11 protein-coding genes are annotated in these 12,602 nt (G+C 66.9%); 3 read left to right on the plus strand and 8 right to left on the minus strand.

What is annotated here, in order from left to right:
• Positions 1–76: 76 nt before the first annotated feature.
• Positions 77–895 carry a cytochrome c gene (locus F1C58_RS06845; protein WP_255461319.1) on the minus strand — a complete coding sequence of 273 codons (819 nt, stop codon included), beginning with the start codon at positions 893–895 and terminating at the stop codon, positions 77–79.
• A gap of 38 nt (positions 896–933) precedes the next feature.
• Positions 934–1,563 (minus strand): heme-copper oxidase subunit III, encoded by a 630-nt coding sequence (locus tag F1C58_RS06850; protein ID WP_255461320.1) that lies wholly within the window; start codon positions 1,561–1,563, stop codon positions 934–936.
• Positions 1,564–1,663: 100 nt separating this feature from the next.
• Here F1C58_RS06850 and trpD point away from each other — a divergent pair, with 100 nt between their 5' ends.
• The gene (gene trpD / locus F1C58_RS06855; protein ID WP_185203674.1) at positions 1,664–2,716 is read left to right on the plus strand and encodes an anthranilate phosphoribosyltransferase; all 1,053 of its coding nucleotides are present in this window, start codon (positions 1,664–1,666) and stop codon (positions 2,714–2,716) included.
• Positions 2,717–2,820: 104 nt separating this feature from the next.
• Here the strand turns inward: trpD and glpK are convergent, their stop codons facing one another.
• Together glpK and F1C58_RS06865 are read right to left on the minus strand one after the other, a co-directional pair.
• Entirely contained in the window at positions 2,821–4,332 is a 1,512-nt protein-coding gene (gene glpK / locus F1C58_RS06860; RefSeq protein ID WP_185203675.1) for a glycerol kinase GlpK, read from the minus strand.
• Between the two features lie 143 nt (positions 4,333–4,475).
• On the minus strand, positions 4,476–5,237 hold the full coding sequence (locus F1C58_RS06865) for an MIP/aquaporin family protein (protein ID WP_185203676.1): 762 nt from the start codon (positions 5,235–5,237) through the stop codon (positions 4,476–4,478).
• A gap of 207 nt (positions 5,238–5,444) precedes the next feature.
• On the opposite strand from F1C58_RS06865, the gene F1C58_RS06870 reads away from it, so the two are divergent.
• Positions 5,445–5,864 carry a TraR/DksA C4-type zinc finger protein gene (locus F1C58_RS06870; RefSeq protein WP_185203677.1) on the plus strand — a complete coding sequence of 140 codons (420 nt, stop codon included), beginning with the start codon at positions 5,445–5,447 and terminating at the stop codon, positions 5,862–5,864.
• Here the strand turns inward: F1C58_RS06870 and hutI are convergent.
• Genes hutI through hutH form a run of 4 tightly spaced genes read right to left on the minus strand, consistent with a single transcriptional unit; the run spans position 5,861 to position 11,588 of the window.
• Positions 5,861–7,036, minus strand: a complete 1,176-nt coding sequence (gene hutI, locus F1C58_RS06875) for an imidazolonepropionase (protein ID WP_185203678.1) — start codon at positions 7,034–7,036, stop codon at positions 5,861–5,863. The two genes, F1C58_RS06870 and hutI, sit on opposite strands and share 4 nt — an antisense overlap.
• Positions 7,036–8,361 carry a formimidoylglutamate deiminase gene (locus F1C58_RS06880; protein WP_255461322.1) on the minus strand — a complete coding sequence of 442 codons (1,326 nt, stop codon included), beginning with the start codon at positions 8,359–8,361 and terminating at the stop codon, positions 7,036–7,038. The genes hutI and F1C58_RS06880 overlap by 1 nt, the downstream gene beginning before the upstream one ends.
• Positions 8,362–10,047 (minus strand): urocanate hydratase, encoded by a 1,686-nt coding sequence (gene hutU / locus F1C58_RS06885; protein WP_185203679.1) that lies wholly within the window; start codon positions 10,045–10,047, stop codon positions 8,362–8,364.
• The gene (gene hutH, locus F1C58_RS06890) at positions 10,044–11,588 is read right to left on the minus strand and encodes a histidine ammonia-lyase (protein WP_185203680.1); all 1,545 of its coding nucleotides are present in this window, start codon (positions 11,586–11,588) and stop codon (positions 10,044–10,046) included. The genes hutU and hutH overlap by 4 nt, the downstream gene beginning before the upstream one ends.
• A 294-nt stretch (positions 11,589–11,882) precedes the next feature.
• Between hutH and F1C58_RS06895 the strand changes: the two genes are divergently transcribed.
• A complete protein-coding gene (locus tag F1C58_RS06895) occupies positions 11,883–12,599 on the plus strand; it encodes a hypothetical protein (RefSeq protein ID WP_185203681.1) in 717 nt (238 codons plus the stop codon).
• The last annotated feature ends 3 nt before the right edge of the window (positions 12,600–12,602 follow it).

A 12,602-nucleotide genomic window follows, 5' to 3' on the forward strand; every position in this document is an offset into this window, starting at 1 on the left:
TCTGGGTCCTTTCGGTGGTGCAGGAATTCTTGTGGTGCGGTGCTGTGGTGCGTGGGGCCGGACGGCGACCGGGCGACTAGTTCGCCTTGGCCGCGATCCAGATGGTCACGGCGACGATCGCGCCGAGGCCGAAGATCCAGATGAAGAGTCCTTCAGACACCGGTCCGAGGTTGCCGAGGTCGAATCCGCCCGGGGACGGGTTCTTGTCGAGGTACTTCAGGTAGGTGATGATGTCGGCCTTCTGCGTGGGCGTCAGGTTCGTGTCGTTGAACACCGGCATGCTCTGCGGCCCGGTGACCATCGCCTCGTAGATGTGCACGGGGAGCACCCCGGAAAGGGCCGGGGCGAACTTGCCCTCGGTGAGGGCTCCACCCGCTCCGGCCACGTTGTGGCACATGGCGCAGTTGATGCGGAAGAGCTCGGCTCCGGTCGACGCGTTGCCGTCGGCCTTGAGGTACTTCTCCGATGGGATGCCGGGGCCGGGAGAGAGGGACGCGACATAGTCGGCGAGTGAGGCGACCTGGGTGTCGGTGAACTGCACCGGCTTCTTCTCCGCCTGTGGGCCCTGGTTGGCCAGCGGCATGCGACCGGTGCCCACCTGGAAGCTGACGGATGCCGCTCCGACGCCGTAGAGGCTCGGTCCGACGCCGTCCACGCCCTCGGCGTTCAGGCCGTGGCACGTGGCGCAGTTCGACGAGAAGAGTTTCTTCCCCTCATCCGCCGACGCCTGGGTGTGAACCGACGAGGTCTCTGCCGACGCCGTGCTGCTGAACAGCGCGTAAGCGCCGCCGGTCGAGACGAGCCCGATGGTGATCAGAGCGATCGTGGCAAGTGGATGACGCCGACCACGACGGCCCATGGTGCCGGCTCCGGTGGTCTTGCTGTTCTTCGCCATGCTGTGGTGTATCCCTGGTTCCTCTGGATGGATTCGAACTATTTCAGAACGTAGATGACCAGGAACAACCCGATCCACACCACGTCGACGAAGTGCCAGTAGTAGGAGACCACGATTGTCGAGGTCGCCTCCTTGTGGCCGAAGTTTTTCACGCTGTACGCACGACCGATGATGAGCAGCATTGCTATCAGGCCGCCCGTGACGTGAAGGGCGTGGAATCCGGTGGTGATATAGAAGGCGGAACCGTAGGAGTTCGAGGCGAGGGAGACATTCTCGCTCACGAGGTTCGCGTACTCGAAGACCTGGCCGGTGACGAAGACCGCTCCGAGCGCATAGCTGGCGAAGAACCACTCCACCATGCCCCATTTGAGCGGGCTGGCACCGGTGCGTCGTTTCTGCAAGCGCTCGGCGGCGAACACCCCGAACTGGGCGGTGAACGAGGAGGCCACGAGGATGACCGTGTTGGTGAGAGCGTAGGGAACGTTGAGTTTCGGAGTCTCCGCTGCCCAGAGTTCGGGGGAGGTGGACCGAAGGGTGAAGTAGATGGCGAAGAGGCCGGCGAAGAACATGACCTCGCTGCCCAGCCACACGATGGTGCCGACGGCGACGACGCTCGGTCGATTGACAACGGGAGCGCTGAGGCCGGGGGAGATCGAGGTGCTGGTCACTTACCCATTATGGCTGATCACGGCGAGTTCATTTCTCATTCGCAGCGGTAGTTCGGTCAAATTATCAGGCTCACCAAGGCTCATCGCTAAGATCGCAGTCATGCCTTCCGACCTCTCCTGGCCCAGCATTCTCAGCGCGCTCTTGGATGGTGAAGACCTCGCTATCAGCGAAGCATCATGGGCCATGCAGCAGGTCATGAACGGAGACGCGACTCCCGCCCAGCTTGCGGGCTTCCTGGTGGCCCTGCGGGCCAAGGGGGAGACCGTCGACGAGGTGGTCGGATTCCGCGATGCGATTCTCGAGAACGCGCTCCCGCTGGTGGTCGACCCGATGGCGCTCGACATCGTCGGCACCGGTGGGGACCGATTCGGCACGGTCAATGTGTCGACCATGGCCTCGGTGGTCGCCGCGGCATCCGGTGTTCCGGTGGTGAAGCACGGCAATCGCGCCGCAAGCTCGGCATCAGGATCATCGGATGTGCTTGCCGCCCTCGGGATCAACCTGGAGCTCGACCCGGAGGGAGTCGCGCGCGTGTTCGGTGAGACGGGCATCACCTTCGCGTTCGCTGCGCTGTTCCACCCCGGATTCCGCCACGCGGGTGCCACCCGGCGGGAGCTGGGGATCCCGACGGCGTTCAACTTCCTCGGTCCGCTCGTGAACCCCGCCCGCTGTGAAGCGAATGCGGTGGGTGTCGCGAACCTCGACAAAGTCCCCCTGGTCGTCGGCGTGTTCCGCACCCGCGGCGCGACGGCGCTGGTGTTCCGCGGCGACGACGGACTCGACGAGCTCACCACGACCGGGCACAGCCACATCTGGGAGGTGTCGCGCGGTTCGGTCACCGAGCACGACCTCGATCCCCTCGAACTCGGGATTGCCCGAGCACAGATCTCGGATCTGCTCGGTGCGGATGGCGCCCACAACGCGCAAGTCGCGCGTGCGACGCTGGCCGGTCAGCTCGGACCGGTGCGGGACATCGTGCTTCTGAACGCGGCCGCCGGCCTCGTGGCCTTCGACCTCGCGCGGGATCCCGCGCAGCTTCAGCTCGGCATCCTCGATCGCTTCCGGGCGAAGATCGAGGTCGCGGCGAACGCGATCGACTCCGGTGCGGCCTCTCAAAAGCTGGATGACTGGGTCGCCGCCACCAACGCCTGAGAGCTGATCGGCCCGCGCGAGTCGCACAACGGAACGAGCCCGCCGAGCCCCGCTGCCGCTGCTGCGACGCGAGGATCTCGACGGGCTCGTTCTAGCTCCGTGCGTTATTTGACGTCGTCGTCGACCCAGTCGAAGGTTTTGGTGACGGCTTTTTTCCAGAGGCGGATTTGGCGGTCGCGTTCGTCGGTGTCCATGTTGGGGGTCCAGCGGGAGTCTTCCTGCCAGTTGGCCCGCAACTCGTCGAGGTCGGACCAGAACCCGGTCGCAAGGCCCGCCGCGTACGCGGCTCCGAGGGCGGTGGTTTCCGCCACGACGGGACGCACGACCGGGACTCCGAGGATGTCGGCCTGGAACTGCATGAGCGTGTTGTTCGCGATCATGCCGCCGTCGACTTTCAGCTCCGTCAGGTCCACGCCCGAGTCGGCGTTGACGGCGTCCAATACTTCGCGGGTTTGGAACGCGGTGGCCTCCAACGCGGCGCGGGCGATGTGTCCCTTGTTCACATACCGGGTCATGCCCACCAACGCGCCACGCGCATCGGAACGCCAGTACGGGGCGAACAGGCCCGAGAACGCGGGCACGAAATACACCCCACCGTTATCGTCGACAGTTTTGGCCAGGTCCTCGATCTCGGGGGCCGTTTTGATCAGGCCGAGGTTGTCGCGCAGCCACTGCACCAACGACCCGGTGACGGCGATCGAACCCTCCAACGCGTAGTGCGGTTTCGCATCCCCCAACTTGTATCCGAGGGTGGTCAGCAGTCCGTTCTTGGAATGGACGATCTCCTCCCCGGTGTTGAAGATGAGGAAGTTGCCGGTGCCGTAGGTGTTCTTCGACTCCCCGGCATCGAACGCGGCCTGCCCGAAGGTGGCCGCCTGCTGGTCGCCCAGAATCCCCGCCACCGGAACCTCCCGCAACAGGGACGATTCCGACACCATCCCGTACACCTCGGAAGAGGACCGGATCTCCGGCAGCATCGACACCGGAACCCCGAAGTCGGCCAGGATCGACTCATCCCAGGCCAGGGTCTCCAAATCCATGAACAGGGTCCGCGACGCGTTGGTCACATCGGTGGCATGAACACCACCCTCGATTCCGCCGGTCAAATTCCACAACACCCACGAATCGGTGGTACCGAACAGCAGGTCCCCGGCGTCCGCCTTCTCCCGTGCCCCCTCGACGTTCTCCAAAATCCACACGATCTTCGTGCCAGAGAAATACGTCGCGAGCGGCAGGCCGACCTTCTGCTTGTACCGATCGACATCCCCATCCGCCAACCGATCCACGATCGACTGAGTGCGGGTGTCCTGCCACACGATCGCGTTGTACACCGGAACCCCGGTGGTCTTATCCCACACCACCGCAGTCTCCCGCTGGTTCGTGATCCCCACAGCGGTGATGTTATGCCGGGTGATATTCGCCTTCGACAGAGCCTGCCCGATCACCTCACGCGTGTTATCCCAGATCTCTTTCGGATCATGCTCCACCCACCCCGCCCGCGGAAAAATCTGCTCATGCTCCAACTGACCCGACGAAACAATCGAGCCCGAATGGTCAAAAATAATGGCACGAGTACTCGTCGTACCCTGGTCGATCGACAAAATGTAATCAGTCATGAGTTACCTCCATGTAACGGGTTGAAATACGGTGTTGCGGCAGTGCTGTTCGGGCAGGCTCGAACCGATCCGAGCCTGCCCGGTGCGAAACGATCGGGCTCTCACCCTGCGTTTCTCGAGGCGATCCGGCCCTGAGCGACGTGCTATTTGCTCGCGAGCAGCGGAAGAAGGGGATGCGCGAGCAGACCCGCGAGGGCGCCACCGACGAGCGGGCCGACGATCGGCACCCAGGCGTAAGACCAGTCGCTGCCTCCCTTGCCCTTGATCGGCAGGATGGCGTGTGCGATACGTGGTCCGAGGTCTCGGGCGGGGTTGATCGCATATCCGGTCGGGCCACCGAGGGAGGCACCGATGCCGACGACGAGCAGGGCGACGGGAACCGCGCCGAGGGCCGCGAGCCCGGCCGGAGTGTTGGTGCCGGCATCGCCGCCACGGCCGAAGGCGATAACGACGAGGACGAGCACGAAGGTGCCGATGACCTCGGTCACCACGTTCCAGGCGTAGCTGCGGATAGCAGGGCCGGTGGAGAACACGCCGAGCTTGTTGGCCGGGTCGGGTTCGTCATCGAAGTGCTGCTTGTAGGCGAGCCAGACGCCGACCGCACCGAGGAATGCACCGATCAGCTGGCCGGCCAGATAAACCAGCACCGTGCCGATCGGCCACTTGGCCGGATCGTTGACCGCGAGGCCGATGGTGACAGCGGGGTTGAGGTGGGCTCCGGAGTAGTAGGACGCGCTTACACCGGCGAAGACCGCGAGGCCCCAGCCGAAGGTGACCATGAGAAAGCCGCCGTTGAAGCCCTTGGTTTTCGCCAGGGCGACGTTGGCGACGACACCCCCACCGAGCAAGAGCAGGAGAAATGTTCCGACTATCTCCGAGAGGAATTTGAGACCGAGACTGTCCACGTTGACCTTCCTATCTGACGAACGGGCCACCAGCGGGGCGTCGATGGCCGGATGCGCTCTCCACACACCATATCCGGTCTTTCGCTCGGCATAACGGCCTCGTTACACTTGTTTTCGAGGTTTCTTCCGGAGGGAATGATTGGTTTCAATCCTCCGCTTGTGGCGCCCGAAATCTGGGTGCAGTGCCCTCGGGAAGGGGATCGCGGAATGCCTGATCCGGTATCCCCGAGGCCGGTATCCGCAGATCCGAAATCCCCAGATCCGAATTCCCCAGCGGATCGGCTCCAGATCGAATCGGTGCTGGCCGCGGAGCGCGCCGAACTCGAACGCGGCATCGACAGCACCCGTTCGGAGCTCGACGGTGTTCGCGTCGCCCGCGCCGATGCCTCCGCCGACGATGAACACGATCCCGAGGGATCCACCCTTTCTTCGGACTGGTCTCGCATCGAAGGGATCGGCAGCGGCCTTCGCGCCCGCCTCGAAGAGAATGACGCTGCGCACGCCCGGCTTGCCGCCGGCACCTACGGTGCGTGCGTGCGATGCGGCCGCCCGATCGGCGACGCCCGTCTCGAAGCGCGGCCGAGCGCGGCCCTCTGCATCGAGTGCGCCCGAGAGATGCAGCGCTAGAAGGCCGGCTGTGACGGAGGAGTGCGGATGCCGCCGCGCCACACCGCCGCCGTGAGCGGTACCCCGGGCCGATAGGCGAGGTGTACGACGGAGGGTGCATCGAGCACCTGGAGGTCGGCCCGACCGCCGACACGCAGGGCGCCGACAGCCTCCGTTCCCGTGTCCCGTCCGAGAGCGCGTGCACCTCCGCGGGTCGCCGCCCAGACGGCCTCATCGACACTGAGCCCCATCTGGAGCACTGCGACAGCCACACAGAACGGCATCGATGTGGTGTATGAGCTGCCCGGATTGCAGTTGCTCGCGAGGGCGATCCCGACTCCGGCGTCGAGGAGTGCCCTGCCGGGTGCGAGCGGCTCCCGGGTCGACAGATCGCAGGCCGGCAGGAGGGTCGCGACGGTCCCGGATGACGCGAGGGCATCGATGTCGCCCGTATCCAGATGGTTGCAGTGGTCGACGCTCGCACATCCCAGTTCGACCGCGAGTTCGACACCTCCGCTGAAGCCGAGCTGGTTGCCATGGAGGCGAAGCCCGAGGCCTGCCGCTTTGCCGGCGAGCAGCACTTCGCGCGACTCCTCGACATCGAACGCGCCGACCTCGCAGAAGGCGTCGATCCACTGCACGTGAGGCGCCACGGCCATGAGCATCGGGCCGGTCACCAGGTCGAGGTAGTCGCGGCGATCGATGCCCGGAGGGACGACGTGAGCGCCGAGAAAACTGACCGTGTCGGCAACGGAGGCCGCGACCCGCGCAGAGCGCAGCTCGCTCTCCACGTCGAGTCCGTAGCCGGTCTTCGTCTCGAGGAAGGTGGTGCCCTGATGCTCGGCCTCGTGCCGCAGTGTCGTCGCCGACTCACGCAGCCCGGCCTCGGGTGCTGCGCGCGTCGCAGCCACGGTGGTCGCGATCCCGCCCGCCTCGTAGCGCCGCCCGGCCATGCGCGCCTCGAACTCTGCGTCGCGACTGCCGGCGAAGACCAGGTGGCTGTGCGAGTCGACCCAGCCGGGGAGCACGGCCCGGCCGCCGACGGAGGTGCGGGTGTCGGCGGCGGGCGCGTCGCCGGCCGATCCGATCCACACGACCCGTGTGCCCTCGATCACCAGCGCGGCATCGTGCAGCCTGGCGCTCTCGTCGCCCTGCGTGGTGAGTTCGCCGATGTCGGTGATGAGTTCGGACATCAGGCAGCCGCCACCGCGTCGAGTGCCTCAGCGAGCAGCACCTCCGGGCGGGCGGCCCCGGCGGTGAGTCGACCGCTCTCGGCGACGATCCGGCCGCCGACGATCACTTTTCGCACATCACTCGCGGTCGCCGTGAACAACAGCTGGTCGAGGGCGGACCCGAGGGTGCGCAGCGAGGCCCGGTCGAGCTCGACGAGGTCACACGGATCCCCGGGGGCCAGCACAGTACTGCTGATGCCCAGGCTGGCGTAACCGGCGCCCGTGCCCGCGTCCAGAAGGTCGGCAGGCGAGAACCGACCGCGACGACCCGAGGAGAGCCGTTCTCCGGCTTCGAGGCCGCGCAGTTCCAGCAGGGGATCGATGACCGCGTTCTGGTCGGAACCGATCGCGATCCGGGCTCCGGCCGCTGCCAGCCCGAGGGCATCACCGATGCCATCTCCGAGGTCGGCTTCGGTCGTCGGGCACATCACGACAGTGCAGCCTGAGGCGCCGACGAGAGTGCGGTCGGCTGCCGTGAGGTGGGTGGCGTGCACGAGGCTGAGACGGGGGCCGAGCATCCCGAGACTCGCAAGCACGCCGACCGGAGTGTGCCCGTAGGCGGCGATGCAGTCGGCGTTCTCCTGCGGCTGTTCGGAGACGTGGATGTGCAGGGGTGTCCCGGTGCCCAGCCCGTCTCGGAGCTCCGCCATCGCCGCCGGGGAGACGGCTCGCACCGAGTGGATGGCGGCACCGAGGGTCACCCGGTCGCCCTCGATCACGTCTCGGAGGGAATGCCAGCGCGCGAGCCAACCAGCGGCCGATCCGTCACCGAAACGACGCTGCTGGGGGGAGAGGGGTGCCCCGATGGCGCCGTCGAGATAGCAGGTGTCGAGCAACACGAGGCGGATGCCGACTGCGCGCGCGGCTTCCCCGGTAGCGATCTCCATCGCGTGAGCTGCCGGGTAGGCCGCGCCGTCCACCCGGTGATGCAGGTAGTGGAACTCGCCGACGGCGGTGTAGCCGCTCACCAGCATCTCGGCGAAGACCGCGCGGGCGACGAGGAACATCAGTGGGGGATCGAGCAGCGCGGCGACCCCGTACATCGCTTCGCGCCACTTCCAGAAGTCGCCGCCGTCGGCATGCGTCGTGCCTCGCAGGAGCCGGTGGAATGCGTGCGAGTGAGCGGTGGCGAACCCCGGAACCACGGTCGCGAGGCGCACATCCCCGGGGCCAGCCTCGACCCCGGTGACGATCTTCACGATGGTTCCGGACTGATCCGTCTCGATTCGCACACGCTCGGTGACGGATCCGGCTCGCACGAGCACCGCGCAGTGGAAAGTGGTCACTCAGTATTCCCATAGCGGCACGCGGAGTCCACGCTCGCGGGCGACCTCGGCTGCTCGGTCGTAGCCGGCATCGACATGCCGCATCACCCCGGTGCCCGGATCGTTCACCAGTACCCGCTCGATCTTCTCGCGGGCGAGGTCGGTGCCGTCGGCCACCACTACCTGCCCGGCATGGATGCTCCGACCGATCCCGACACCGCCTCCGTGGTGGATCGACACCCAGGTGGCCCCCGAAGCGGTGTTGAGCAGTGCATTCAGCAGCGGCCAGTCGGCGATGGCATCCGAGCCATCCGCCATACCCTCAGTCTCCCGATAAGGGGACGCGACGGAGCCGGAGTCGAGGTGGTCGCGACCGATCACGAGGGGGGCGCTGAGTTCTCCCGTCGCCACCATCTCGTTGAACTTGAGGCCGGCAAGGTGGCGTTCCTGATAGCCGAGCCAGCAGATGCGCGCGGGCAGTCCCTCGAAGTGCACCTTCTTGCCTGCTTCGGTGATCCACCGGTGGAGCTTCTTGTCGTTCGGAAACAGCTCGAGCATGGCGCGATCCGTGGCCGCGATGTCTGCGGGGTCGCCGGAGAGGGCCACCCACCGGAACGGCCCTTTCCCCTCGGCGAAGAGGGGGCGGATGTAGGCCGGTACGAACCCGGGAAAGTCGAAAGCGCGGTCGTAGCCGCCGAGCTTCGCTTCGGCGCGCAGGGAATTCCCGTAGTCGAAGACCTCGGCGCCGGCATCCTGGAATCCCACCATGGCGGCGACCTGCGTGGCCATGCTCGCGCGCGACAGCTCGGTGAAACCCTGCGGATCGTCGGCGGAGCGCTGCTTCCAGTCCTCGACGGCGATGCCCTCCGGGAGGTAGGCGAGGGGATCGTGAGCGGAGGTCTGGTCCGTGACGATGTCGATGGGAGCGTGCCGAGCGAGGAGCTCGGCGAAGACCGTCGCGGCGTTTCCGACCAGGCCGACCGACAGGGGGATACGCAGCTCCTTCGCGGCGATCACCCGGCGCAGCGCGTCGTCGAGGTCGCGGGCGAGCTCGTCGAGGTAGCCCTTCGCCATCCGGCGTTCGAGCCGGGACCGGTCGACATCCACGATGAGGACGACGCCGTGGTTCATCGTGACGGCGAGCGGCTGCGCCCCTCCCATGCCGCCCGCGCCACCCGTGAGGGTGATCGTGCCGGCGAGAGTGCCGTCGAACCGCTTGTCCGCGACCGCCGCGAAGGTCTCGTAAGTGCCCTGCAGGATGCCCTGCGTGCCGATATAGATCCATGAGCCCGCGGTCATCTGCCCGTACATCGTCAGCCCCAGTTGCTCGAGGCGACGGAACTCCGGCCAGGTCGCCCAGTCGCCGACGAGGTTGGAGTTGGCGATCAGCACGCGAGGTGCCCACTCGTGGGTGCGGAACACACCCACCGGCTTTCCGGACTGCACGAGGAGCGTCTCGTCGCTCTCGAGGGTCTCGAGGGTGCGCACGATGGCGTCGTAGCACTCCCAGTTGCGCGCAGCCTTGCCCGTGCCGCCGTAGACCACCAGATCGTCGGGATGCTCTGCGACATCGGGGTCGAGGTTGTTCATCAGCATGCGCAACGGTCCCTCGGTCTGCCAGCTCTTGGCCGTGAGGATCGAGCCCCGGGCGGCGCGTACCGGCCGCGGGCCGGAGACCGGGGGAGTGCGGGGGGTGCTGAGGCTCATGCGATTTCTCCGATGACGGTGCGGACGGCGGCGAGGAGGCGTCCCGAGGCGACTGCCTCGACGACCGACTCGATTTCGGGGGAGAGGTAGCGGTCTGGTCCCGGCCCGGCGACATCCCGCCGCACCTCGGCGACAGCGGCACCGGTGGCGCGGCCGGGAAGAAGGGGAGAGCGCAGATCGAGGGCCCGGGAGGCGGTGAGGATCTCGATGGCCAGCACCCTGGTGAGTCCGTCGACGGCCCTCCGCAGCTTGCGGGCCGCCGCCCAGCCCATGGACACGTGGTCTTCCTGCATCGCCGAGGAAGGGATCGAGTCGACGGACGCCGGTGCGGCGAGCCGCTTGAGTTCGGAGACGATGCCGGCCGAGGTGTACTGGGCGATCATCAGCCCGGAATCGACGCCGACCTCGTGGGCGAGGAAGGCGGGGAGGCCCTGACTGCGGGAGGGGTCGAGCATGCGGTCCGTTCGGCGCTCGGACATGCTCGCGACATCCGCGATCACGATGGCGAGGAAGTCCAGCACATAGGCGACCGGCGCGCGGTGGAAGTTGCCATTGGATTCGACCCGGCCGTCGTGGGTGACGACGGGGTTGTCCACCGCCGAGGCGAGTTCGCGAGCGGCGATAGTCGCCGCATACTCGGCCGTGTCGCGGGCCGCCCCGTGCACCTGGGGTGCGCAACGCAGAGAGTATGCGTCCTGCACACGAGTGCACTCCGGCCCTGTGTGGCTCTGCACGATCGGCGAGCCGGCGAGTAGCTGGCGGAGGTTCGCGGCCGATACCTGCTGGCCGGATTGGGGGCGAAGGGCGGCGAGGTCCGCCGCGAAGACCGCGTCGGTGCCCAGCAACGCTTCGACGGACATCGCCGCGGACAGATCGGCGGTGGAGAGCAGCCTCCGGAGGTCGTCGAGAGCGAGCACGAGCTGGCCGAGCATCCCGTCGGTGCCATTGATGAGGGCGAGGCCCTCCTTTTCTGCGAGAACGACGGGGGTGAGCCCCGCCGCGACCAGCGCATCCGCGGCAGGCATCAGGATGCCGTCACGGTCGCGCACCGTGCCCTCGCCCATGAGGGCAAGGGCGCAATGGGCGAGCGGTGCCAGGTCGCCGGAGCAACCGAGCGATCCGTATTCGCGCACGACCGGGGTGATGCCGGCATTGAGCATCCCCGCGTAGGCCAGGACTGTTTCGAGGCGGATGCCGGTGCGGCCGGTCAGCAGAGTCGAGAGCCGGAGCGCCATCAGCGCGCGCACCGTCTCGCGTTCGACCTCGGCACCGGACCCCGCGGCGTGCGAACGCACGAGGCTGCGCTGCAGCTGGCGACGGCGGTCTTCGGCGATGAAGGTGGTGGCGAGAGCGCCGAAGCCGGTGGAGATGCCGTAGTGCGGTTCGCTGTCGCTCGCGAGCAGCTCGATGGTCTCCCGGCTCGCGACTACCGCGCCGCGCGCCGGGGTGTCGATCTCGATCGGGGCGTCGTGTCTCGCAACCGCGACGACCTGCTCCGGGGTGAGCGCGCCCACGCCGATGACGACCGGGGGGATGGTCATGGAAAGCTGCATGGACCCCATCAGACTCCTTAGCCCGGGCCCGCGCCACAGTCAGACGAACACCGCTGTCTCAGATACGAGACATGATGTGCGTCCCAGTGCCGGCCTCACCCATCAATCCCGCCCCGGTGCCGAATGCGAGTTGAGGCGGGGTCCTCAGCGGACACCGCCGACTCGCGGTCTCTCAGGCACGATCGACACCCCCAATATTGGGGATCGGGCACCCCTCAGGTAGGGCTTTGCCACGCCGTCGCGCCCGATCATCATGATCTCGTCCCGACTTCGGAGGTCATCATGGTGTCGACGAGAACAACCTCACGGTTTCTGCTGCCGGCGCGGCCGCTGTGGAAGCGGATCGTGGTCATCGTCACGGCTGTCGCCCTGCCCATCGCCTTCCTCGTGGCACCCGCTCCCCAGCCGGCCCAGGCCGCGACGACGAACACCCTGACCCTCAATGTGATCAGCGCCCGCACGGAACCACGCGCGTTCGCGGGCACCGGAGTCACCAAGGGCGCCCACGTCTTGAGCTTCACCTACATGATCAACGAGGACAACAGCGGCTCGACCGCCCAGCGGAGCCCTGCGCTCGGCTCCGGTTGCAACACTCTCGACAGCGGGTATCCGGGTTCGTGCGACTGGACGTCGATCAGTGAGACGCCGCACACGACGAGCCCGATCGTGCGCCAGGGCGACCAGGCGGACTTCGCCCCCGGCATCGACCTGCCGAACGGGCGATACCTGATCTCGGTGCTCTCCGACGGGTACAAGATCGACGGCGCGCACTTCACCGTGCCGTTCCCGACATCGGGCCCTGTCACCGTCGAACTGCAGCCGACCCCTCTGCCGGATTCGACCCTCCGCGCGCAGATCTTCCAGGACAGCGCGACCACCAACGGCACGATCGACCAGGGGGAGCCCGGCCTTGCTGGCTTCACCGGCCACATCGCCGACACTCTGGGCGAAGTGCAGACCGACGTCTACGGAAACCCCCTGTGCACCGTGTACCAGTGAGAA

The organism is Glaciihabitans sp. INWT7 (assembly GCF_014217685.1).
Classification (GTDB): Bacteria; Actinomycetota; Actinomycetes; order Actinomycetales; family Microbacteriaceae; genus Lacisediminihabitans.

Coding starts and splice junctions, on each gene's coding strand:
- glpK (WP_185203675.1), bottom strand. CDS start 4,332: ATGACTGATTACATTTTGTCGATCGACCAGGGTACGACGAGTACTCGT.
- F1C58_RS06870 (WP_185203677.1), top strand. CDS start 5,445: ATGCCTGATCCGGTATCCCCGAGGCCGGTATCCGCAGATCCGAAATCC.
- trpD (WP_185203674.1), top strand. CDS start 1,664: ATGCCTTCCGACCTCTCCTGGCCCAGCATTCTCAGCGCGCTCTTGGAT.
- hutI (WP_185203678.1), bottom strand. CDS start 7,036: ATGTCCGAACTCATCACCGACATCGGCGAACTCACCACGCAGGGCGAC.
- hutU (WP_185203679.1), bottom strand. CDS start 10,047: ATGAGCCTCAGCACCCCCCGCACTCCCCCGGTCTCCGGCCCGCGGCCG.
- F1C58_RS06895 (WP_185203681.1), top strand. CDS start 11,883: ATGGTGTCGACGAGAACAACCTCACGGTTTCTGCTGCCGGCGCGGCCG.
- hutH (WP_185203680.1), bottom strand. CDS start 11,588: ATGACCATCCCCCCGGTCGTCATCGGCGTGGGCGCGCTCACCCCGGAG.
- F1C58_RS06845 (WP_255461319.1), bottom strand. CDS start 895: ATGGCGAAGAACAGCAAGACCACCGGAGCCGGCACCATGGGCCGTCGT.